General features: G+C 68.5%; 17 protein-coding genes. 14 read left to right on the forward strand and 3 right to left on the reverse strand.

What is annotated here, in order from left to right; all coding sequences use genetic code 11:
• Positions 1–194 precede the first annotated feature (194 nt).
• Positions 195–941, forward strand: coding sequence for an ABC transporter permease (locus DBV14_RS22945; protein ID WP_124462421.1), 747 nt, complete (start codon positions 195–197; stop codon positions 939–941).
• 51 nt (positions 942–992) lie between these two features.
• On the opposite strand, the gene DBV14_RS22950 is transcribed toward DBV14_RS22945, so the two are convergent.
• Positions 993–2,885 carry a triacylglycerol lipase gene (locus DBV14_RS22950; protein ID WP_185546104.1) on the reverse strand — a complete coding sequence of 631 codons (1,893 nt, stop codon included), beginning with the start codon at positions 2,883–2,885 and terminating at the stop codon, positions 993–995.
• Positions 2,886–2,935: 50 nt separating this feature from the next.
• On the reverse strand, positions 2,936–3,961 hold the full coding sequence (locus tag DBV14_RS22955; protein WP_124462425.1) for a DUF4105 domain-containing protein: 1,026 nt from the start codon (positions 3,959–3,961) through the stop codon (positions 2,936–2,938).
• Positions 3,962–4,129: 168 nt separating this feature from the next.
• Between DBV14_RS22955 and DBV14_RS22960 the strand changes: the two genes are divergently transcribed.
• Positions 4,130–7,339, forward strand: coding sequence for an amidohydrolase family protein (locus tag DBV14_RS22960; RefSeq protein ID WP_124462427.1), 3,210 nt, complete (start codon positions 4,130–4,132; stop codon positions 7,337–7,339).
• Positions 7,340–7,393: 54 nt separating this feature from the next.
• Here DBV14_RS22960 and DBV14_RS22965 read toward each other — a convergent pair whose 3' ends face one another.
• On the reverse strand, positions 7,394–10,087 hold the full coding sequence (locus DBV14_RS22965) for a bifunctional acetate--CoA ligase family protein/GNAT family N-acetyltransferase (protein ID WP_124462429.1): 2,694 nt from the start codon (positions 10,085–10,087) through the stop codon (positions 7,394–7,396).
• Between the two features lie 146 nt (positions 10,088–10,233).
• On the opposite strand from DBV14_RS22965, the gene DBV14_RS22970 reads away from it, so the two are divergent.
• From DBV14_RS22970 to DBV14_RS23025, 12 genes are all read left to right on the forward strand, one after another.
• Positions 10,234–11,121, forward strand: coding sequence for an FYVE zinc finger domain-containing protein (locus DBV14_RS22970; RefSeq protein WP_185546099.1), 888 nt, complete (start codon positions 10,234–10,236; stop codon positions 11,119–11,121).
• Positions 11,122–11,227: 106 nt separating this feature from the next.
• Positions 11,228–11,701: a type II secretion system major pseudopilin GspG gene (gspG, locus tag DBV14_RS22975; RefSeq protein ID WP_124462433.1), complete on the forward strand. Its 474-nt coding sequence runs from the start codon at positions 11,228–11,230 to the stop codon at positions 11,699–11,701.
• Between the two features lie 4 nt (positions 11,702–11,705).
• Entirely contained in the window at positions 11,706–12,779 is a 1,074-nt protein-coding gene (gene gspK / locus DBV14_RS22980; RefSeq protein WP_185546100.1) for a type II secretion system minor pseudopilin GspK, read from the forward strand.
• Positions 12,776–14,011, forward strand: a complete 1,236-nt coding sequence (gspL, locus tag DBV14_RS22985) for a type II secretion system protein GspL (RefSeq protein WP_124462437.1) — start codon at positions 12,776–12,778, stop codon at positions 14,009–14,011. Before gspK ends, gspL begins: the two co-directional genes overlap by 4 nt.
• The gene (locus DBV14_RS22990) at positions 14,011–14,643 is read left to right on the forward strand and encodes a type II secretion system protein M (RefSeq protein ID WP_260397194.1); all 633 of its coding nucleotides are present in this window, start codon (positions 14,011–14,013) and stop codon (positions 14,641–14,643) included. Before gspL ends, DBV14_RS22990 begins: the two co-directional genes overlap by 1 nt.
• A 23-nt stretch (positions 14,644–14,666) precedes the next feature.
• On the forward strand, positions 14,667–17,270 hold the full coding sequence (gene gspD, locus DBV14_RS22995; protein WP_124462441.1) for a type II secretion system secretin GspD: 2,604 nt from the start codon (positions 14,667–14,669) through the stop codon (positions 17,268–17,270).
• Complete coding sequence (gene gspE / locus DBV14_RS23000; protein ID WP_124462443.1) at positions 17,267–18,724, forward strand: type II secretion system ATPase GspE; 1,458 nt, start codon at positions 17,267–17,269, stop codon at positions 18,722–18,724. Before gspD ends, gspE begins: the two co-directional genes overlap by 4 nt.
• A gap of 18 nt (positions 18,725–18,742) precedes the next feature.
• Positions 18,743–19,948, forward strand: a complete 1,206-nt coding sequence (gene gspF, locus DBV14_RS23005; protein WP_124462445.1) for a type II secretion system inner membrane protein GspF — start codon at positions 18,743–18,745, stop codon at positions 19,946–19,948.
• A gap of 210 nt (positions 19,949–20,158) precedes the next feature.
• Entirely contained in the window at positions 20,159–21,487 is a 1,329-nt protein-coding gene (locus DBV14_RS23010; RefSeq protein WP_260397193.1) for a substrate-binding domain-containing protein, read from the forward strand.
• Positions 21,488–21,766: 279 nt separating this feature from the next.
• On the forward strand, positions 21,767–22,531 hold the full coding sequence (locus DBV14_RS23015; RefSeq protein ID WP_124462447.1) for an STN domain-containing protein: 765 nt from the start codon (positions 21,767–21,769) through the stop codon (positions 22,529–22,531).
• The gene (locus tag DBV14_RS23020) at positions 22,528–23,076 is read left to right on the forward strand and encodes an RNA polymerase sigma factor (RefSeq protein ID WP_124462449.1); all 549 of its coding nucleotides are present in this window, start codon (positions 22,528–22,530) and stop codon (positions 23,074–23,076) included. The genes DBV14_RS23015 and DBV14_RS23020 overlap by 4 nt, the downstream gene beginning before the upstream one ends.
• Positions 23,077–23,087: 11 nt before the next feature.
• On the forward strand, positions 23,088–24,098 hold the full coding sequence (locus DBV14_RS23025; protein WP_185546102.1) for a FecR domain-containing protein: 1,011 nt from the start codon (positions 23,088–23,090) through the stop codon (positions 24,096–24,098).
• The last annotated feature ends 27 nt before the right edge of the window (positions 24,099–24,125 follow it).

Here is a 24,125-nt window from a genome sequence, read left to right on the forward strand (position 1 = left end):
AGAGCGGTCGTTGATCGGCCGTAAGCGCAGAGCGTGCCCAGGTGCGAATGGCATCGGGTGCTTCCCGCAGCGAAATAAAGGAGGAGCGAAGCGGGGGACATTCGCGGAGGGAAGTACCCGGTGTCAGTCGCACGCGCCCTGGACAACAGCGCCCAGAACTCACCCAGCAACAAACAAAGAGGAGAAGCACTGAGATGCCCCGCCGCTGGTTGTTGCCCCTGGCAGGCCTGGCTGTGATGTTGGCGGCCTGGTGGGCCGGAAGCCTTTTGCTGACGCAACGCACCCCCATCGCCGCCGCCTTCGCACCCGGCCCGTCGCTCGTGGCGCTGGGTCATCTGCTCGTGGGCGGCGACATCTGGCACCACGCGCTCCTGAGCCTTCAGCGCGTGGCTGTCGGACTGCTGCTGGCCATCGTGTTCGGCGTGCCGCTCGGCGTGCTCACCGGCCTCTCGCGCGGCTTTGCGCAGGGCAGCACGCCCGTGTTCCAGTTCCTGCGCATGATCTCGCCACTGTCGTGGATGCCCATTGCAGTCATGGTGCTCGGCGTGGGCGACCTGCCCGTGTATTTTTTGCTTGCGTTCGCCGCCGTGTGGCCCATTTTGCTCAACACCGCCGCGGGCGTGGCGCAGATCGATCCGCACTGGCTCATGCTCGCGCGCGGGCTTTCGGCCACGCGGCGCGAGACCGTGCTGCGCGTCATCTTGCCGGGCATCACCGCGCACATTCTCACGGGCGTGCGGCTGGCCATCGGCATCGTCTGGATCGTTCTCGTGCCAGCCGAAATGCTGGGCGTCTCGGCCGGGTTGGGTTACTTCGTGCTCGACACGCGCGACCGGCTCGCGTATTCAGAGCTCATGGCCGTGATTTTGCTGATCGGGGCGCTGGGGTACCTGCTCGATGCGTTTGCGCGGTGGCTGCATGCGCGCTGGACGCATGCGTGAACGACCGACCGGCCGACTGACTGACCGACCGCTCCGCGCGGCGCACCGCGTCTAGGGCTTCGCCGTCGCGATTGGCGCTGCCACCGCCGGCAGCGCCAGCTGTTCCCTCAGGATTCTCCGAATCTCCAGGATCGCCAGCGGGTTCTCCTGCACGCTGTGCTGCGACGGAATCACCAGCTCCGACGAAGCGCCATCCAGATGCGCGCTCGCATACGGCACGATGCCGTCGCTGGCTTCGGCCAACGGCACGCCCGGCGTGTCGTTGCCGATGATCGAATGAAGGCGCACGCGCGGGTTCATCGGCAGGCCCGACGACAGCCGCACGAACGGGTCGCGGTCGCTCAGGTTGTCGATGCTGTTGGGAATGCGCAGCGGCCCCAGGTCTTGCTTGCCCGGCGCGATGCGGATCAGCTCGCGCGAGATGTCGCTGAGCTGCCCGAGCATGGTCACCGGCAGCGTGATGAGGTTGGCCACCCAGCGCGAAATGCGGTTGTTGGCAAAGTCGGTGCCGCGGTGCGGCGACGCAATGAAGATGGCGTCGCTGACCTGCGGCAAGGGCTCGAAGCGCAGGTATGGCGCCAGCCGCTTTTCGATGCGCGTCTGCTGCGCGCCCTGCATCGGGTAGCTTTCGAGCAGGGCCTCCCAGAGCTTGTCTTCCGACGAGGAAACCATCAGCCGCGACAGCACGCCGCCCATGCTGTGCCCGATGAGCGTGATGTTGCGCGAGGCCTCGGCCTTGCCCGAGGGATCGAAGTGCGCCAGCGTCTGCGTGACGGCTTCGCGGATGGCCAGGTTGTTGATCGGCAGCGGCGCGTTGGTGGGGTAGTACACCTGCCAGACCTGGTAGCGGCGGCGCAGGGTTTCGTCGCCCAGAACTTCGTTGGCCACGTTGATCCACGCCTCGGGGCTGCTGGCCAGGCCGTGCAGCATGACGATGGTGCGGCGGTTCGGGTCGTACGGCTGCATCAGGTAGATGCGCGGTTGCGTGAGCCCGTCGGCGCTGCCGAACAGGCTGCGCAGCGCCTGCAGCGCGAAGTCGGAGCGCGCGAGCCACAGGCCGTAGCCCGAGGTGAAGTTGGCGGCCAGCGGAATGTCCTGCTCGCCCAGCCGCACGGTCGATGTCTTGTACGGATCGAACACCACGATGCGCAGCGAGCGCGTGGCCATCACCTGCCGCAGGTCGGCGCCATCGAACTTCAGCACGGCGGTGAGCGCGGGGAAGGGCGTCTCGCGGTAGGGCACCTTGTCGGCGTGCGGGCGCTCGTCGGTCACGGCCACCAGCTCGGCGCCGAAGCCGTCGCGCCGGTAGATGTTGCGCAGGCCCGAGAAGGTGAGCGACGCGGCCGGAATCAGCTCTTGCGGCACCGCCGCGCCGGGCTGCAGTTGCAGCGCCGACAGGTCGCTGTCGATGTGCCAGCCGCCCACCTGGGGAATGGCCGGTGGGCCCGCCTCGTTGCTTTTCTGGTAGCGGCCGAAGAGGCCGGTAATGGCCTGCTGCACCGCGTAGTTGTAGTAGTCGCGCACCTGGGTCTGCCGGTCTTCGAAGGCGCGGTCGCGCGGGTTGCGCGCCGTGAAGAACAGGTAGGCGTAGGCATGGCGGGCCGATTCGAGCCACGCGTCGATGGCCGCGCCGGCCGGCGCTTTCGAGCCGGTCAAGCCGCCCGAGCCGTTACTCTTTTCTTCCGCCAGCGCCACCTGCAGCCAGACTTCCGACAGCGCCGACAGCCGCTGCTCGTCGGTGATGCCGGGCGAATCGGCCAGCGCCTGCCGGCAGGCCTGGCCGTCCTTGCGGCACAGGTCGGCGTCGGAGCCGATCACGCGCAGCACCTCCTGCGCCGAGGTGCTCAAGCGGCCCGTGGTGAGCACGTCGCCGCGGCGCTGCGCCAGGTATTCGGCCGGCGAGATCGAGCCGACCTGCACGCCCGCGCAACCGGCCAGCAGCATGGCTGCGCACACGCACAACAGGGCGGGCAGCGAGAAACCGCGTGCGCGTTTCACTGCGCAGCCCCGGTGCTGCTGGCCGCGGTGCCTGGAATGCCCTGGCGAATGGCCTGCGAGAAATTCGCGCCTGGCGTCTTGTCCGTGGCGATGGCCCGGTCTGTGATGCGGCCGTCGGCGCGCAACGCTTCCAGGCTGTAGCCCGGCGTGAGGCCGCCCACGTCGTACAGGTAATCGGGCAGGTAGCCCGAGGCCAGCAGCCGCCAGTCCATCGGCAGGCCGGGCACGATGTGCTTGGCCAGCGCGTAGACGATGGTGGTGCAGTTGGCGGTGAGCGTGTTGTAGAAGCTCGGCGCGCGCACCAGCGAGGCGGCTTCGTCGACGTAGGCCAGGAACAGCGAGCGCATCTCGGGCCGCGGCAGCAGCACGCGGTACATGTAGACGTCTTCGCCGCGCACGTTGGTGCGCACGCGCACCACGTCGCGCTCGTCGGCGGCGACGAGGCTCAGCTCGAACTGCTTGAAGAAGCCACCGATGGATGAAAAGCTTTCGCCGCGTTCCTTGCGGATCTCGATGGAGAAGGTCAGGAACTGGCCGTCGTCGAAGCCGAACGACACCAGCGTGTGCGCGATGGCCGGGCCCGTCCAGTACGACAGCGCCACGTCGACCGAGCGGATGCGGTCGAGGTCATAGCGGCGCGTTTCCCAGCGCGGCGTGTAGTCGGTGTCGCTGCGCCAGTCGAAGTTGCGCACGTTTTCCATGGTGACCATGTGGCCGTCGACACGGGCGACCAGCTGGCGCGCCACGTCGTCGGCCCACACCCGGTCCTGCGAGGGCAATATGGTGCCCCACCAGCTCAGCAGCATGGCAAAGCCGACCACGTAGGAGAGCAGGGCGCGCCCGGCCCGCCCGCGCCACGTCAGCACGATGGCGGCCAGGCCGAAGCCGGCCCACAGCACGCCCGCGAGAACTTTCAGTGCAGGCACGGCCGGCAACTGATACCAAAGTGCCAGGCAGGCCCACAGTGCCGAGAGCAGCACGGCGAGCGATGCCGCAAGGCGGCCGGTAATACGCAGGAACATTTGGAGCTTCGATGAGTGACAGCCGCAATTATCTCTATCCGTAACAGGTAAGCGGACTGTCAGAAAGCTCACACAAAGTGAGCCGGCACGTTGCAAGTGTTATGTCGCGTGCCGCGCGTTCGCAAGCGAAGTTGCGGGCAAGAAAAAAGACCAACAGGAGACAACCCCATGAACATGCGCAAGCATGCGGCGGCACTCGCACGTCCGTCGGTTTCGTACCAGCAGGTACCCCACGCTTCTCTCTTCTCCCAACGCTTCGCAGGCGGCACCCGAAGGGCGACGCTCGTCGCCGTGGCGGCGGCCTCGCTGTTCGTTGCGGGATGCGGCGGCGGCAGCCGCGCGCCATTCGTCGACCTCTCGGGCATCACGCCGCCGGCCGTGCCGGTGACCAGCGTGAACACGCTGCAGGGCTCGACCCGGGACGTGTCGGTGGAATTCCACGAGGGCACCAACATGGCCGCGGCGCCATCGCCCGACGGCAAGCGCATCGCGTTCACGGCCATGGGCGCGCTGTGGACCCTTCCCATCGGCGGCGGCACCGCGACGCGCATCACCAGCTGGGACATGGAGCCCACCGCGCCGGTGTGGTCGCCCAACGGCAGCCTGCTCGCGTTCCAGAACTACGACGCCGAGGGCAACTATCACATCTGGGTGGTACGGCCCAACGGCGCCGACCTGCGCCGCGTGACCACCGGGCCGTATGACGACCGCGAGCCGGCATGGACGCCCGATGGCAACGGCCTGGTCTTTGCGTCGGACCGCGGCAACGACGGCCAGTACAAGATATGGCGCGTGTCGTTGTCCGACCCCAACTACACGGCGCTGACCTCGGGACCGGGCGCGGAAAGCAACCCGGTGGTGTCGCCCGACGGCAAGCAGATCGCCTTCGTGGACACGCTGCGCGTGTTCACCAAGACCATCGGCGGCAGCGACGCGCCCAAGCTCGTCGGCGCCGGTACCATGCCCGCGTGGGTACCCGATGGCACGGGCCTGGTGTTCCAGAACGACCGCAAGGCATTGACGGTGGCCGGCAAGGACGTGGCACCGGGCGAAGACTTCTTTCCGTTCCCGGTGCGCTACATGGCGGACGGCCGCTTCATGTACACGGCAGACGGCAAGATAAAAATCCGCAGTGGCGCCGGCACCGACCCGGCCGATGTGCCGTTCAGCGCCACGCTGACCGTGCGCCGCCCGGTCATCGACAAGCAGAAAGACCGCGGCTTCAACACCATGGGCGCGCAGCCGGTGCGCGGCATCAGCGGCCCGGTGATCTCGCCCGACGGGCAGAGCGTGGCCTTCGTCGCGCTGAACGACGTCTGGGTCATGAAGATCGGCCAGGCGCCCGTGCGCCTGACCAACGACACCGCGCGCGACGGCAGCCCGCAGTTCACGCCCGATGGCCTGTCGGTGTATTTCTCGACCGAGAAGGACAACGCCGGCGCGCTGGCCATCGACAAGATCGAGATCGCCTCGAAGACGCGCACGCGGCTGGCCGCGATCCGTGCCAAGTCGATGGTCACGCCGAAGATGTCGCCCACCGGCGACCGCATTGCCTACACCACGGGCTCGGGCCAGCTCGAGGTGTGGGACGTGGGCGCGCGCACGGCGCAGACCGTCATTGCCCAAGTCAGCTCGCAGGTCAGCACGCCGTCGTGGCTGCCTGATGGCAAGAAGGTGGTGCTGGTCGACAACGAGCGCATGAACAACCGCTTTCGCGAGGGCTACAACAAGCTGCGCGTGATCGACGTGGCCGGCAAGACCGGCACCTTCTATCCGGTGGCCGAGGTGCCGCGCCAGATCTCGGACCGCGAGGAGGGCGCCGCCGCCGTCTCGCCGGACGGCAGCAAGGTGGCGTTCATCATGGACTCGGTGCTGCACGTGATGCCGCTGAAGCCCGACGGTTCGCCGGCCGGCGCACCCGTGGCCATCACGAAAGAGGCGGCAGACCTGCCTTCATGGGCCGGCGATTCGCGCACCATTCTCTACAAGGCCACCGACAAGCTGAAGACCATTGCCGCCGATGGATCGAACGCGACCGAGGTGCCGCTGAACCTCTCGTGGACGCAGGCCGTGTCGAAGGGCACGACCATCGTGCATGCCGGCCGGCTCTGGGACGGCAACAGCGAAACGCTGAAGACCGACGTGGACATCGTGATCGACGGCAACCGCATCACCGCGATCCGCCCGCACGACGCGGCGTCGGCCAAAACTGCCGCCAAGTTCATCGATGCGTCCGCGCTCACGGTCATGCCGGGGCTCTGGGACCCGCACTTTCATCCGCTCACGTTGTACCAGGGCGGGCAGTTCGGCCAGGTGGCCGCGTCGATGCTGGCCTACGGCATTACTTCGACGCAATCGGTCGCGGGGCCGCTGCATCAGAGCATCGAAATGCGCGAGGCACTGGACGCGGGCAACCTGGTCGGGCCGCGCGTGTTCGTGTCGCCGCCGCTGTGGGAGGGCAACCGGCTCTTCTACAGCTTTGCGCGCACCCTGCGCACGCCCGAGGTGGCCGACATGGAAATCGCCAAGGCCAAGGCGATGGGGGTGGACTACCTGAAGTCGTACGTGCGCGCGCCGATCCCGATCATGGCGAAGATCGCGCAGGCCGGGCTCGACATGGGCGTGCCTACCGGCACCCACATGCTGGCGCCGGGCGCGGCGGCCGGCATCGGCGGCACCACCCACCTGTCGGCCACGCAGCGCATGGGCTATGGCTGGTCGAAATCGGTCGGCGGCTTTACCTACCAGGACGCCTACGACCTGCATGCCAAGGCCGACTTCCGGCTGGTCGACACGCTGTTCTCGTCGCTCGCGCTGGTGGGGCAAGACGCTTCGATGGTCTCCGACGACCGCTTCAACCTGCTGATTCCGCCGAACTTCCTGACGGGCCTCACGGGCACGGCGGCACCGACCGAAGCCATCCTGCAGGGCGCACGCAAGGACGCCGAGCAATCGGCCAAGGTGCAGCGCGCCGGCGGCCTGCTGGCCATTGGCACCGACACGCCGCTGGTGGCGCCGGGCATTGCGCTGCAGACCAACCTGCGCGCGGCCGGCATGGTGACGTCGAACCACCAGGCGCTGCAGGACGTGACGCTCAACGCCGCGAAGATGAGCCGGGTCGACAAGGACCTGGGCACGGTCGAGGTCGGCAAGCTGGCCGACCTGGTGGCGGTGCGCGGCAATCCGCTGCAAGACCTGAAGGCCGCGGCCGCCGTCGAGTACGTGGTGAAGAACGGCGTGAGCCTGTCGCTCGCGGAAATCCTCGCGCCGTTCCGCACGCCGCTGGCCCTGAGCGAGCGCCGCAAGGCGGTGGTGGCGTACGAGAAGATGTGCCGTGCCGATCCGCACGAATGCACGGACATGAACCACGCGGACTGACGGACGAGGCAATCGCCGAACGCCGAACGCGGGGCCGGCCGGGGAGGCCGGCCTCTACAGCATGTAGGTCACGAGCTTGAAGTCCGGGTCTTCGGGGAAGGGCTTCACGCTGAACCCGAGCCGGCGCACCAGCTTCAGCATGTCGGGGTTGTTGGCCAGCACCAGCCCGTCGATCTCGGCCAGGCCCTTGTCGCGCGCCACGTCGATGATGCTTTCCATCAGCCGCGAGCCGATGCCCTTGCCGCTGAACTCGTCGGCCACCACCAGCGAGAACTCGCAGCTGGTCTGGTCGGGGTTGGTGATGTAGCGCGACACGCCCACGATGCGCTCGGTGTCCAGCACCGTGCCGTCGGGCGCCACGCTGCGGTCGACCACCACGGCCACCAGCGCCATCTCGCGGTCGTAGTCGATCAGCGTGAAGCGCGAGAGCATCGACGGCGGCAGCTCGTGGAAGCGCGAGACGAAACGGAACCAGCGGCTCTCGGGCGACAGGCCCTGCACCAGCGCCTGCAGCATCTGCGCGTCGTTCGGATGCACCGGGCGCACGATGTACGTGCCGCCACCCGAGAGCGGCCATTCGCGCCGGTAGCGCGCGGGGTACGGCATGATCGCCAGGTGCTGGTAGCCGTTGCCCACATGGCCCGCCACCGCCTGCGTGCTGCTGTCGACCACGATGCGCGCATCGACCGAAATGGCGCCCGACTCGTCCACGATGATCGGGTTGATGTCCATCTCGCGCAGCTCGGGCAGCTCGCACACCATTTCCGATACACGCAGCAGCACGTGCTCTAGCGCCTCCATGTCGACGGCATTGGCGCCGCGCCATTCGCCCAGCGTCTCGGCCACGCGCGAGCGTTCGATGAGCCGGCGCGCCAGGAACTGGTTCAGCGGCGGCAGCTCCATCGCGCGGTCGTTCAGCAGCTCGATCATGGTGCCGCCCGCGCCGAACACGATGACCGGGCCAAAGGGCTGGTCGGTCACCATGCCGACATAGATCTCGCGGCCGCGCCGCGCCCGCACCATCTTCTGCACCGTGATGCCGTTGATGCGCGCCTCGGGCGCCAGCCGCGCCACGCGCTCCATCATCTCGATGTAGGTGTCGCGCGCGCCGGTGCCGTTCATCACGTTCAGTGCCACGCCCTCGACGTCGGACTTGTGCGAGATGTCGGGCGAATCGATTTTCAGCGCCACCGGAAAGCCCAGCTGCGTGGCGATCATCATGGCTTCGTTGGCGCTGCGCGCGAGCAGCGTGCGCGTGATCGGGATGTGGAACGACGACAGCAGCGTCTTCGACTCCATTTCGGTCAGCACCTTGCGGCGCTCGGCCAGCACGCTTTCGATCAGCAGGCGCGCGCCCTCGATGTCGGGCTTGGCCAGTGCCGACAGCGGTGGTGGCGTCTGCTGCAGCAGTTGCTGGTTCTGGTAGAAGGCCGCGATGTTGCCGAAGGCGCCCACCGCCGCCTCGGGCGTGCGAAAGCTGGGAATGGTGGCGTCGGCCAGCACGGTGCGCGCCTGTCCGACCGACGAGTCGCCCATCCAGCACGACAGCAGCGGCTTGTTCATGGGCCGCGGAATGTCGGCCAGCGCCTTGGCCGTGGCGGCCGCATCGGCACCGGGCTTGGGCGAGAAGATGGCCAGCACGCCATCGACCTGGCTGTCGGCCGAGGCGGCTTCGATGGCAGCGCGGTAATGCGCCGGCGTGGCGTCTTCCGACAGGTCGATCAGGTCGGCCAGCGAGGCGAGCGGTGGCAGCGTGGGCTGCAGCAGCTTTTGCGCCGGCGCGGACAGCTTGCCCAGGTCGAGCCCGATCTCGTTGATCCAGTCGGCGGCCAGCACGCCGGGCCCGCCACCGTTGGTGACCACGGCCAGCCGCTTGCCCACCGGCCGGTAGCGCGAGGCCAGGCACTTGGCGGCCGAGAACAGCTCGACGAAGGAGCGCACCCGCACCGCGCCCGCGCGGCGCAGCGCCGCATCGAACACATCGTCGCTGCCCACGATGGCGGCGCTGTGGGTTTGCGCGGCCTCGTTGCCGGCGGGCTTGCGGCCGGCCTTGAGCACCACCACCGGCTTGGCATGCGAGGCCGAGCGCAGCGCGCTCATGAAGCGGCGTGCGTCGGCAATGCCTTCGAGGTACACGATGATGCTGTGCGTGGCCTGGTCGTTGGCCAGGAAGTCGAGCACCTGCGGAATGTCGACCGAGGTGTGCGGGCCGAGCGACGCCACGCTGGAAAAGCCCACGCCGTTCTGCCGCGCCCAGTCGAGCATCGAAGCGGTCAGGGCGCCCGACTGCGATACCAGCGCCAATGGCCCCGCCTTGGCCAGCGGCCCGGCCACGCTGGCGTTCAAGTGAAGCAGCGGGCGCTGGAAGCCCAGCGAATTGGGGCCCAGCAGGTGCACGCCCTCGCGGCGCGCGATCTTGCGCCACTGGTCGGCCTGCTCGGCGCCGATGCCGCTCGAAATGACCACGGCGGCGCTGCAGCCGATGCGCCCGGCAATTTCGAGCGCGGCCGCCACATCGCGCGGCGCCAGCGCAATGAGCGCCAGGTCGGCGTGCGTTTGCGACAGCTCTTCGAGCGTGCCCTTGGTGCGAACGTCCAGAAAGCGCAGCGTGCCGTCGAAACGGTCGGCGCGAAAGGCTTGTCGCAGCGTGTGGCCCGCAGAGGTCTGGCCGCCCGGATCGTCGGCATGGCCGACGAAAGCGACGATGGAGGCGGGCGCGAAGAGCGGGTTCAGGAAATGCTTGTCCATGCCTTAGTCTGCCTTGATCGCGATGTGAATCCAAACGGGTTACCCGGGTTCGCAATATCCCAAGAAACGGTGATGGACCGTGGCGCGGCCCCTCTCTATTCTCTGCCCGCCAATACCCCCCGGACGCAGATATGCCACACCTGAGTTTGCCGACGCGCCGCAAGCTGAAATACCTTCCCCTGCACGGTAACGCGCCGCACGGCGCCGGGCTTCTGGCCTGCTGGAACTGGGCGTTGACCGGTTTCCGGGCAACGCCCGTCGACCCGACGGACATGTTCACCTATGTCAGCATCGGCGCACCGCTGACGCCGCAGAGCGCTGTCGTCAACAACGCCGCCTGGTTCACGCCGGCGAACCTGCAACGCCTGGCCACTCTTGAAGCGGCCTGGACGGTGCATCGCGGTGCCCTGGCGGAATCGGTTGCGCGCCAGGCCGAACTGAAACGGATCAACACCGAACTGGTGAAGTGCGCCATCGAGATGAACGGCTTGAACTGGTCCCTGGCGCCGACGCCGTACAAGGTGGTGATGCACTACGACCCGCACAGCACCGACTCTCAAGGCGCGACCGTGCTGGCAGGCCCCAACTACACGCATTGGTGGTTGCAGATCGACGACGGCGGGGTGCCCGCGCACAACGACGGCATCGAGGCATTCCCGCTCCATGCGTACCTGACCATCCGCCGCCCGGAGTACGGCACCACGGCTTTCGAAAGCCGGGTCTACATCACGGGGCTGCACACAGAACACGTCACACGGATCTCCAACCTGGTCGATGCCGTGGCCGCAGGGCATCACCCGGCTGGCGTTGTTCACCATGCGGCCATGGCGAACCTGCATGCCTGCGCCATCTGCGGGCAGGCACTGCTCAGTGGCGTCCAGGGCGTTTTTTCGGCCAACGGCCGCCACCATTGCCGTTGCTGCGGCAGGACGGTGTGCGCCAGCTGCTCGCCGGCCACGCGCGTCCAGCTGCTGGGCAACCGACTGCCGCTGGGCGGAGGCAACGGGCCGCACCGCGTCTGCCTGTTCTGCTGAGGGCGGCCAGCCCGGAACTCCCGAGGATTTTCAATCGGACTGACATGCTGCGCTGCGAGGATGGCTGCGTGAAAGCCCTTGATGTCCTTTGTTCCGGGAGTGGAAGATGGCCGCACGTTCAACCCGTTGTCGCGCAGGTCGGCGCTCCGTTTCTTCTTCCCGTTTCCGGTCGTCGCTGCAGCGCGCATTCACGCTGATCGAGCTGATGGTGGTGCTGGTCATCATCGGCGTGCTGGCCGCGCTGATCGTGCCCAGCCTGATGGACCGGCCCGACCAGGCGCGCGCCACCGCGGCCCGGCAGGACGTGGCCGCCATCATGCAGGCGCTGAAGCTCTACCGGCTGGACAACGGCAGCTACCCCAGCGCCACGCAGGGCCTGCGCGCGCTGGTCGAAAAGCCCTCCGCCGGCAAGGCGCCGCCGAACTGGCGCACCTACCTGGAACGCCTGCCGGCCGACCCGTGGGGCAATGCCTACCAGTACCTGAACCCGGGCACGCACGGCGAGATCGACGTGTTTTCGCTGGGCGCCGATGGCGAGCCCGGCGGCGAGAAAGCCAACGCCGACGTCGGCTCCTGGTAGCGCCATGCCCGACCAACCGGAGGGCGTGAAGGCGGGAAAAAGCTCGCCCGCGCAGAGCCGTTCGCGCGAATGCCAATACCAGTGCCAGCGCCAGTGCGGCATGGCGGTGGTGAGCGCCTTGCTGATCGTCGCGGTGATCGCGGTGCTGGCGGCGAGCCTGCTGGGTCGGCAGTCGGCCTTCATTCGCACCACGCAGGGCGAGCAATTCCGCGCGCAGGCGCGCTGGCTGCTGCGCGGCGAAGTCAACGAGGCGCAGCGCACGCTGCGCGCCGAGGCCGTGCGCGAGCCGACCACGCGGCTCGACGGGCTGTGGAACCGGCCGGTCTTGCGCCAGGGCGCCGGCCAGGTGGCCGCCGACGGCGGGCGGCTGGTCAGCGAAATCAGCGACGAGCAGGGCAAGTTCAATCTGCGCAACCTGGTGGACCGCGGGCGCATCGATCCGCTGGAGGCCGGGGTGTTCACGCGGCTGTGCGCGCTGGTGGGCGTGCCGGCGCCGGTGGCGAAATCGGTCATGCGGCGCGTGGCCGTGAGCCTGGGCGATGTGAGCGATTTGGGCGACGTGGGCGCGCAAGCGGAAGGTGCCGCGCCCGATGCGGCGCGCGAACCATCGGCCAGGGCCGCCGAAAGCCTCGGCCTGCCGGCGGACCTGCCGCGCACCGCGCAGGCACCCCGCTTGCGCGCGCTCGAAGACCTGCTGGCCGTGCCCGGCGTGGACGCCGGCGTGCTCGCACGGCTGATGCCTTTCGTGACCGTGCTGCCCGAGCGCACCTGGATCAACGCGAACACCGCGAGCGCGGAGGTCGTCGCCGCAGGGGTGGAAGGGCTCTCGCTGGACAAGGCCCGCGCGCTGCTGGTGGCGCGGGACAAGGGCCAGTGGTTCATCAACCGCGGCGACTTTGCCAACCGCCTGCGCATGCCGGAGCAGGACGTGAGCGAGGTGCGCATGGGCGTCACCAGCAACTGGTTTCGCGTGGCGAGCGTGCTCGACACCGCGCGCACGAAGTACGTGCAGGCGGCGCTGCTGCATGACGACAAGACCACGCTGCCGCGCGTGGTGTGGCTGCGGGAGGGCGTGTGAAGGCCGACCTGCTGCGCCTGATGCTGCCGCCGTGGGCGGGGAGCGACGCAACCGATGTGGCCGTGCGATGCGGCTGGCGCCAGGCCGATGGACGGTGGCGCGATGGCGGCGTGCGAATGCTCTCGGCCATCGCATCGGAGTTCAGTGCGCGGCGCCTGGAGGTGAGCCTTCATCCCGGCGATGTGCCGATGTCCGCGTTCACGCTGCCGCCGCTGTCGGGCCGGCGCTTGCATGCAGCAGTGCAGGGCGCCATCGAGCCGTGCGCGCTGCAGCCGCTGGACAAGCTCGTGACCGGCTTCGGCCCGCGCGGTGCGGAGGGTGTCGTGCCGGCCGCGTGGATTGCGCGCCGTGTGGTCGACGGCTGGCTCGCGTTGTTGCGAAAGCACGGGCTGGTGGTGCGCGAACTGCAGTTGCCCGCGGCTTTTCTGCCGTGTCCCGCGCAAGGCTGGGTCGCGTGCCAGGTCGACCGCTGGCTCGTGGTCCGTACCGGCCCCAGCCAGGGCCTCACGCAGTGGCTGCCCGAAGGCACCGACCGTGCGGCGGGCCTCGTGGCGGCGCAGGCGGACGGCGGCGATGCGCCGTTGCCATCCGTGCGGTGGGCGGGCGATGGCGACCCGGCCGAAAGCTGGTCGGGTGAAGGCTGGCGCTGGGCGCTGTCCGTGGATGAAGCAGGCACCAGTGGAGCGGTCGCCGCGCTGTTCGCGCCCGCTGTCGGCTGGGGGGTTGTCGCCATCGCCGTATGGCTGACTGGATTGAACGTGCATGCGGCGCGGCTCGCGTCGGAAGGGCAGGCGCTGAAGCGGCAGATGGCCGCGCGTGTGAAGGCGGCCTTTCCGGACGTGCCGGTGGTCGTCGATCCCGTGAAACAGGCGAAGCAGCAGAAAGATGCGCTCGCGGCGGGTGCGGCGCCCTCGGCGACCGGGGATGCAGCGGGCCTGCTGCGCGCGGCCACGAACCTGCTCGCGCAGGCAGCGCCGGGCCAGGTGCAGGGGCTGCGCTATTCAGCTGGCGAATTGCATGTCCGTTGGCGCGACGGCGGGGCACCGGCTGCGGAGGCCTGGCGGGCGTTGCAGGCGAAGGCCACCGAGCAGGGGCTGGCGGTTCAAGGTGATGTGCAAGGGCTGCGCGTGACGGTGGCCAGCACGACGATCGGCACATCCGGGCCAGCGCCCGTGCCATCGACCGAAGCCGAGTCCAACAACAACGCAGCCGGCAAGAAGGGCACGCCGTGATGCACGACCGCCTGCGCCCGCTGGCCCGCCATCTGGCCCCCGCACGCCAGTGGCTGCGAGAAGGCACGGCGCGTTGGCGAACGCTGTCCGCACGCGACTGCCTTGTCGTGGGCGGCGCGGCTCTTGCGATGGTGCTCGCCGTGCTGTGGCTGGCCTTCGCGAAGCCGGCGCTCGACAACGTCGCGCGCTGGCAGCGCGACCTGCCGAAGCTGCGCGCCCAATCCGCGGAACTCGACCAGCTGCTGTCGGGCGTGCCCACGGCGCAGCCGGTCGCCGGGGCCGGCGCTCTGAGCGAATCGCCACAGGCCAGCCTCGACCGCGCGGGCCTGCAAGGCCGCTACCGCATCGACCTGATGGTGACCGACGCACCACCGACCACCGGCAAGGCACCGCCCGCGAAAGCCTGGCGGATCGAATTCACCGAGCCCGTTGCCGCCGCAAAGCTCTTTCCCTGGCTGCTGGCCGTGTCCGCCCGCGCCGACCTCGAATTGACCGGCGCCGTGCTCGACCGCACGGACGGCGCCGCCACTGCAGCTGCCACTGCCGCAACAGACCCAGCCGCCGGCCCGCAAGGGCATGTGCGCGGCGTGGTGGACGTGCAGTCCACCCCACACTACAAGGATGGCCCGTGATACGAGAGCAGAAGGGCGCAGCAATGCGCCGATGGACCGTGGCCTGTTGCATGGGGCTGGTCGCCTTGCCGTCGATCGCGGCCGGTGCGACCACTGTGCCGTCTGCACCGTCGGCGCCCGCGGCCCGCGCGACCACCGCGCAGCCCGCCCGCGCCGGCCGTGACGAAAAGGTCGTCCTGAACTTCGTCGATGCCGACATCACTTCCGTCGTCTCCGCGCTGGCCCGCTTCCTGGGCCGCAACTTCCTGTTCGATCCCCGCGTGAAGGGGCAGATCACGCTGGTCTCCGAAGGCGAGGTGCCGGCAGCCACGGCCTACGGCATGCTCGCGTCGGCATTGCGCATGCGCGGCTTTGCCATCGTCGACGTGGGCGACGTCAGCCGCGTCGTGCCGGTGGCCGACGCAAAGCAGCAGGGCGGCTCGGTCAACACGCGCAACCCCGGCGGCGGGCTTGCCACGCGCACCTTCCGGCTGAACTACGAGAACGCCGAGGCCATGGTGCCGGTGCTCAAGCCGCTCATCGCGGCCGAGAACACCATCACCGCCTACCCCGCGAACAACACGCTGGTGGTGACCGACTACATCGACAACCTCGAGCGGCTGGCCCGCATCATCGAGAGCATCGACACGCCGACCTCGCTCGACTCCGAAGTCATCAAGCTGAAGAACGGCGTGGCGGTGGACATTGCCGGCCTGGCCACCGAACTGCTGGAGGGCACCGGCGACAAGGGCAAGCGCGACATCGTGGTGCTGGCCGACCCGCGCTCCAACAGCATCGTGATCCGCTCCAGCAGCCCCGGGCGAACGACACTGGCACGCGAGCTGGTCGCCAAGCTCGAAAGCGTGCAGAGCGACCCCGGCAACCTGCACGTGGTCTACCTGCGCAATGCGCAGTCGGTGCACCTGGCCGGCGTGCTGCGCGGCTTGCTGACGGGCGAGTCGCCCGACCCTGCCACCACCGGCAGCGGTTCGGTGCGCGCGGCGCTCGGCGCGGGCGGCATGCTGGGCGGGGCAGGGGGCGCGAACGGCGCGGGCAACGGCGCTTCGGGCAGCAGCTCGGCGAGCCGGAGCACGAGCGGTACAAGCAGCGCGACAGGCAGCGGTGGCAGCAGCGGCTCGACAGGCAACGGCCTGCGCGGCGCCACGGGCGCAGGCTCCGGCACGCAGCCAGGCGGCGCGGGTGGCGCAGGCGGCAGCGGCTCCACCGCCTTCTCGGCCGGCGGCGTCACCGTGCAGGCCGACCCCACCACCAACACGCTGATCATTGCCGCGCCGGAGCCCATGTACCGCAGCCTGCGCCGCGTGATCGACACACTCGACCAGCGGCGCGCGCAGGTGCTGGTCGAGAGCCTGATCGTCGAAGTGACCGAGACCGATGCATCGGAACTGGGCATCCAGTGGATGGCCGGCGGGCGCAACGGCCGGGTGACCGGTGGCGCGAACTTCGGCGCGGCCACATTCAACCCGAACGCCCGCAACACCATCGAGGCCATGCCCCGCGGGCTGAACATCGGCGTGGTCGATGGCACCGTCAAGCTGCCGGGCGTGGGAGAAATTCTCAACCTCAAGATGCTGGCGCGCGCGCTGCAGACCAAGAACGGCGCCAACGTGCTGTCGACGCCCAACATCCTCACGCTGGACAACGAGGCGGCTTCCATCATGGTCGGCAAGACGGTGCCTTTCGTGAGCGGGCAGTACATCACCAACGGCAACAGCAGCACCAACCCCTTCCAGACCATCCAGCGCGAAGACATCGGCCTGAAGCTGAACATCCGGCCGCAGATTTCCGAGGGCGGCACGGTCAAGCTCGACATCTACCAGGAGGTGTCGAACATCGACACGCAGGCCTCCGACGTATCGGGCATCGTGACCAACAAGCGTGCGCTCGACACCAGCATCCTGGTCGATGACGGGCAGATCATGGTGCTGGGCGGCCTGATGGAAGACAACGTGTCCAACGGCACCGAGGCCGTGCCGGGCCTGGGCTCGCTGCCGGTGGTGGGCAACCTGTTTCGCTACGACAAGCGCCAGCGGGTCAAGACCAACCTGATGATCTTCCTGCGGCCCTACGTGATCCGCGATGCCAATGCGAGCCGCAGCCTCACGCTCGACCGCTACAACTTCATGCGCATGCAGCAGGGGCGCATACGGCCGATGCCCTACGGCCTGCTGCCCGACACCGGCGGCCCGGTGTTGCCGCCGGCGGATGCGCCCGCGGTCGACCTGCGTCCGCAGAACTGGGAGCGCACGCGCGAGCAGGCGCCACCGCCCACCGCATCGGCCAGCGAGACGCGGCAGTCGCCTGCGGCAGCGGCACCGCCACCACCCGTGCTGCGCTCGCAGCTGCCGAAGGGCGTGACCGTCGAATCCGATGCCGCAGCGTCTTCCGGTGCGGCCAACGACAAGCTCGCGGTGGTGCAGATCGCCGACACCAATTCGGAGTCGGACGCGGTGCGCATCGTCAAGCGCGTGCGCATCAGCGGCATCGGCGCGTACATCGTCGGCGGGCCGGGCGGGGAGGGCAACCTGGTGCGGGCCGACGTTCCGCGCGATGCGCAATCGGTCGACAACGCAATGACGGTGCTGCGCGAACTGGGCTACCGGCCCGAGCGGGTGGACACGCCATGAACGCCGCGCCGCCCGAAATTGCCCACGTGGTAGCCACGCTGCCGCATGCCTGGGCGCGCAGCCAGCGGCTCGTGGTGCAGCACGACGGCGGCACGCCCACGCTCGTGGTGTGCCAGCGCACGCCGGGCTGGGCCATCGTCGAGGCGCGGCTGCTGCTCGGCAAGCTGCCGCTGCGCCAGGTCGGTCCGCAGGAAATGGACGCACTGCTCGGCAACAACTACGCAGAGGCCGACGACGCCGCCTCGGTGGTCGGCGCGGTCGAGCAGCAGGTCGACCTGGCGCGGCTCATGCAGGACATTCCCGCCGTGACCGACCTGCTCGATGCGCAGGACGACGCGCCCGTCATCCGCATGATCAACGCGCTGCTGGCCCAGGCCGCGCGCGACGGTGCGAGCGACGTGCACCTCGAATCGTTCGAGACCCATTCGGTGGTGCGCTACCGCGTCGACGGCACGCTGCGCGACGTGGTGGCGCCGCGCAGGGCGCTGCATGCGGCGCTCATCTCGCGCATCAAGATCATGTCGCAGCTCGACATCGCCGAAAAGCGCCTGCCGCAAGACGGCCGCATCACATTGCGCGTGGGTGGCCGGCCCATCGACGTGCGCGTATCGACCGTGCCCACGGCCCACGGCGAGCGCGCCGTGCTGCGCCTGCTCGAAAAAGACGCCGGCCGCCTGCGGCTCGAACGCCTGGGCATGGCGCCCGACACGCTGGCCGAACTCACGCGCCTCGTGCGGCAGCCGCACGGCATCGTGCTCGTGACCGGCCCCACCGGCAGCGGCAAGACCACCACGCTGTATGCGGCGCTGGGCCAGCTCGACCTGAGCACCAGCAACATCCTCACCGTCGAAGATCCGGTCGAGTACGACCTGCCGGGCATCGGCCAGATTCCCGTGCACAGCAAGATCGGCATGACCTTCGGCGCGGCCTTGCGCGCGGCGCTTCGGCAAGACCCGGACAACATCATGATCGGCGAGATCCGCGACCTGGAGACCGCGCAGATCGCCGTGCAGTCGTCGCTGACCGGCCACGGCGTGCTGGCCTCGCTGCACACCAACGACGCGGTGTCGGCCGTCACGCGCATGAGCGACATGGGCATCGAGCCCTTCCTGCTGTCGTCGTCGTTGCTCGGCGTGCTGGCGCAGCGGCTGGTGCGCTGCCTGTGCCCGGCCTGCAAGGCGCCGCAGACCCGGGCCGATGGCAGCGTGGCCTACGTGCCGGTCGGTTGCCCGGCCTGCGGCCACTCGGGCTTCAAAGGCCGCACCGGCATCCATGAACTGTTCGTGGTGCACGAAGACATCCGGCGCCTGATTCACGAAGGCGGCGACGAGCAGGCCATGCGCGCCGCCGCCGTGCGCCACGGCATGCGCTCCATGCGCGAAGACGGCCAGCGCTGGGTGCGCGACGGCGTGACCACCGCCGAGGAAATCCTGCGCGTGACGCGCGACGCCTGACCGGGCGGGGCTTACGCCATGGCACGTTTCGAATTCGAGGCCGCCACTGCCGGCGGCGACATCCAGCGCGGCACCACCGAAGGCGAGTCCGCGCGCTCGGTGCGCGCGCAGTTGCGCGAGCGCGGCCTCACGCCGCTCGACATTCGAGAGAAGGCGGGCAGCGGCGGGGCATTCGCCTGGCTCAGCCCCAGGCTCGGCGCGGCCGACCTGTGCTGGGCCACGCGCGAGCTGTCCAGCCTGCTCGGTGCGCGCCTGCCGCTCGAAGCGGCGCTGGTCGCGACCATCGAGCAGGCCGAGCGCAAGCACGTCGCCGAATCGCTCAGCGCCGTGTGCGACAGCGTGCGCGCCGGCATGCGGCTGGCCGATGCACTGGGCGAACGGCCACGCGACTTTCCGCAAATCTACCGCGCGCTGGTGAGCGCGGGCGAAGACTCCGGCGACCTCGCGCGCGTGATGGAGCGGCTGGCCGACTACCTGGAGAACCGCGACAACCTGCGCGGCAAGGTGCTCACTGCTTTCATCTATCCGGCCATCGTCGGTTTCGTGTCGCTGTGCATCGTCGTGTTCCTGCTGGGCTACGTGGTGCCCCAGGTCATCGGCGCTTTCGCGCAGGCGCGGCAGGAGCTGCCGGCCATCACCCGCGTCATGCTGGCCGCAAGCGCCTTCGTGCGCGAATGGGGCTGGCTTACCGCGGGCCTCATCGTCGGCGCTTGGGCTGTGGCGCGCGCGTCGTTGCGCGATGCGAGGCGCAGGTTGCGCTGGCACGGGTTGATCCTGCGCATGCCCATGGTCGGGCGCTATGCGCTCGGCGTCGACACCGCGCGCTTCGCGTCCACGCTGTCGATCCTCATGGATGCGGGCGTGCCGCTGCTGCGCGCGCTCGAAGCCGCGCGGCAGACGCTTGTGAACGAATGGCTCAAGCGCTGCGTGCTCGAAGCCACCGGCCGCGTCAAAGAGGGCACGCCGCTCGCCGCGGCACTCAAAGCGCAAAAGATTTTTCCGTCGAACCTCGTGCACCTCGTGGCCAGCGGCGAGAAGACGGGTGCGCTCGCGGCCATGTTCGAGCGTGCCGCGCAGAACCTCTCCCGCGATCTGGAGCGGCGGGCCATGCGCCTGACCACACTGCTCGAGCCCTTGATGATCCTTGCGATGGGCGGCGTCGTGATGATGATCGTGCTCGCCGTGCTCATGCCGATCATGGAAATCAACCAGATGGTGCGTTGAATTTTCGGGAGCATCCGCTCGCGAAAACAGCATCGGACACGGGAGTTTTTGTGGCCGTGTTCCCGAGCTTTTTTCGGGCTCCTGTCACCTGTGGAAAAGAAGATGAAGGCGTCGCCAGAGGGGCGACACAGGCAGCGAAGGGACAGGCAAAAAACACAAACGCCATGTCCCTGGCAGCTCATTTCTTTTGGTCCATTCAAAGGAGTTTCCATGAATGCAAAGTTCAAGACGGTCGCTTTGTCGGCTGTGATGATGGCGGGTCTTCTGGCTGCGGGTGCGGCTTCCGCGCAAGCAAACATCGTGGTGGGTGGTGGCGCGACCCTGCCCGAGATCCTGTATGACGACATCCTCCCGAGCGGTGTCGGCAAGACCGACTTCAGCTACAGCGGCACCGGCAGCGGTATCGGCAAGTCGGCTTTCCTGTCGAACGTGGTTCCGCGCTCGGGCACGGCCACGAGCCTGAAGACCAACTACTACAACGAGTCGCAGGGTTCGGACAACCTCTCGTTCCTGTGGCCCGTCACGCAATCGGTGCATTTCGCCGGCAGCGATTCCGCCCTGAGCGCGACCGAGCGCGACACCTACAACACCGCTCACGTCGGCAAGCCCGCGACGGACCCGGCTGCCTGGGGCCGCCTGATCCAGATCCCGGCCGTCGCCACCTCGGTGCTGCTTCCCTACAAGCGCACCGGTGTGACCGCGCTGGACCTGACGGACGCGAAGGTGTGCGCGGTGTTCAGCAACAAGCCGCTGATCGTGAGCAGCCCGCCCAGCCTCCAGCCGAACCTGACCTGGGAACAGCTGCTGGGCACCGCCACCCCCACGAACCCTGGCACGAACCTGGTTCGCGTGGTCTATCGCACCGACACCAGTGGCACCACCGAGCTGCTGAGCCGTTACCTCGCAGCCGCTTGCTCGGGCTCTGGTTTCGCCGTGTCCAACGCCTTCACGACCGTGGTGTCCGGCGCCGTCACTGGCGGCACGATTCCCAGCCACTGGGTGGGCGTTACTGGCAGCAGCGGCGTGTCGAGCGCGTTCGGCACCGATGGCCGCATCGGCTACCTGAGCCCCGAAACCAACTACACCGGCAGCGACAATTCGGTGGTTGCGAAGATCAACGGCAACCTGCCGGCGGCTTCCGCAATCCGCACCGTGCTCGCAGGTACCGCACTGCCGACGGCCGGCCTGACCGCTCCTGAACTGACGGCTGCCATGAACCCGCTCAACTGGGTGCCGGCATACGCCAAGCCAGCCACTGGCTATCCGATCTTCGGCACGACCAACCTGCTGGTGAACCAGTGCTACAAGGACACGGTCGTGCAAGGCAAGATCAAGACCTTCCTGGCCGGCCTCTACGGCACGACGTACGACACGAAGATCGAAACCACCCACAACTTCGTCAACCTGCCCGCCACGGGCACCACCACGACGAACTGGAAGAAGGCGATCAACGACGTGTTCCTGAGCGGCACGCACCCGCTGGCCATCGGCAACACCAACGTCTGCAACGGCATCGGCCGCCCGGTCGCCGCCAACTGATCGGCGGACGCAACAACGCGAGGGTTCGAAACCGGCGCATCTGGGAGCCGCCGGTTCGAATGACCCCGAAGGAAAAGACCGCGTCGAGGCGCGGTCCGACCCTTCGGGGTTTTTCGTGTCCGCGTGCCGGGTCGAACCCAAACCAACCCACCGTCTTGCACCACCTTGCGATGTCATGCGAGCGTCACCTCGGCGGGCTAATGTCGTTCCGGTTTGTCGGCGTGCCCTTCGGGCACTGCGGCAGGTGCGGCAACTCAGGAGCATGTGCGTCAACCCGGTATGAACGTGAATTCGGCATCGGTCCGTGTCCTGGCACTGGCCTGGTGCCTGGCCTGTGCGGCACCGCTGTTCGGCACCCGTATCGCGCAGGCGCAGCAGCAGACCGCGCCGGCCATGCGGATGACACCGGTGGTGCGCATCGAGTTCGATATCGCGGCGCAGCGCCTGGGCGATGCCATCGATGCCTACAGCAAGGCGACCGGACTGGACATATTGATCGATGGCCAGCATGCGCAGCGTTCCTCCGGTGCCGTGCGAGGAACGTTGACGGCACAGGAGGCCCTGGAAGCCATGCTGGTGGGAACAGGCCTGCAGGCGCGTCATGCGAATGCAACGTCGGTGGTGATTCACGCCGCCCGCATTCCCGGCAATGCCGCTTCGCAGGCCCTGCCCGAGGCCGCGGGCATGGAAGAGTCTGGATTCAAAGAAGGGGAAGTCTTGCATCAGTCCTACGCCGCCCGGGTCCAGCAGGCCTTGCGCAGCACCTTGTGCGCCTCGGCCGAAACGCGGCCGGGCAGCTACCGCCTTGCATTGCTGCTGCGCCTGGATGCGCGCGGCGCGGTGGAGCGCTTCCGTCTCCTGAGCACGACGGGCGATGCGGCCCGCGATGCGGCCGTGCAGGGGCGGGTGCGCTCGCTGGCGGTCGACAGCCCGCCGCCGCCCACGCTGCCGCAGCCGCTCGTGGTCCTGCTGTTGCCGGAAGGGCCGGGCGCGGAGTCCGACTGCAGCCAGGCGTCCTATTCCGGCGAAGTGCGCACGCCATGAACGAAGGCTTGTCGTCCACGCTGCGCGCGCGCATGGTCGCGCGCTATGTCGAGTTGCGCGGCAAGCTCGAGCGCATCGTCGGCTCGCGCGACGACGCGGCCGATGCCATGCAGGAAACCTGGCTGCGGCTCGCGGCAATGGGCGATACGGGCACGGTGAACAACGCCGACGCCTACCTGCTGCGCATGGCGGCGAACATCGCCACCGACCACTACCGCCAGAGCAACGTGCTGCTGGTGCGCGGCGAGATCGATGACCTGGTGCACATCGTGGACGAGGTGAGCGACCCGGAACGAATTGCCAGCGCGCGCAGCGATGTGCGTGCTCTGGGCCTGGTGCTGGGCCGCATGCCGGCGCGGCGCCGCGCCATCCTGGTGGCGGCGCGCGTCGAGGGGCAGCTGAACGACGAGATCGCCCGGCGCTTCGACGTGTCGCTGAGCACGGTCGAAAAAGAACTGCGCGCGGCGCTGGAATTCTGCAAGAAGCATCTGCCGGATGTGGAGGCTGCACAGCGCGGCCACTTTGCCGGCCCGAGAAAATACTGACGATGAGCGCCATGTCTTCCTCCGAATCCGAACCGGGTGCGCTTGAACGCCAGGCGCAGGCCTGGTGGGTGCGCCTGCATTCGGGCGGCGCCACACGAGCCGATGCCGATGCATTCCGGCAATGGGCCACCCACAGCGCGGCACATGCGCAGGCGTGGCGCGACCTCATGCGGACGTGGTCTGCGCTCGATCCCTTGCTCGCCAAGGAAGCGGTAGGCCAGGCGCCGCGGGCTCGGGCTTTCCCGTGGTCGGGCGTTTCCTGCACTTCCTGGTCGGGCCTGTCGGCGGCCTTGCACTCGCCGGGGCGCCGGGCATTTCTCGGTGGCGCGGTGGCGGCTTCGGTGGCCGCCGGTGCGATGGTGGTCGATCCGCCCCTGGGCCTGTGGCCTTCGGTCGGCGACCTGATGGCGGACTACCGCACCGCGACCGGCGAGCAGCGGCAGGTGGCATTGGGACAGGACGTCAGGGTGAACATGAACACGCAGACGCGGGTCAATCGCATCGGCGGTGGCGAGCGTCCTCGCGGCATGGCACTGCTGGCCGGGGAGGCTGAAGTGGCCGCCAGCGGCACGAGCGATTTCTTCGTCGAGACAGGGGGCGGCCGCCTGCTGGCCCGCGCGGCGCGTTTCAACATCCGCCACACCGGGCCGCAGGTCTGCGTGACCTGTCTCGATGGCCGCGTGACGGTGTCGGTGAACGGCGAGCAGCGCTCGCTCGAAGCCGGGCGGCAGGTCAGCTACGACACGGCGGGCCTGCGGGAAGTCGTGCGCGTGGACCTGGCCAGCGTCGACAGGTGGCGCACCGGGCTGCTGTCTTTTGACCGCATGCCGCTGTCGGAAGTGGTCGAGGAGATCAATCGCTACCGGCCGGGCAAGGTGCTCCTGCGCAACGAGGAACTGGGCCGCACGCTGGTCACGATGCAACTGAATCTGCGCAGCGTCGACAACGCGCTCTTGATGATCCGCGAACTCTATGGCGCACGGATGCGCAGCTTTCCGGGCGGCATCGTGATGCTGGGCTGATGTTCATTTAATTTACGGGTTGCATTG

This window comes from Variovorax sp. KBW07, assembly GCF_003852515.1.
Classification (GTDB): Bacteria; Pseudomonadota; Gammaproteobacteria; order Burkholderiales; family Burkholderiaceae_C; genus Variovorax.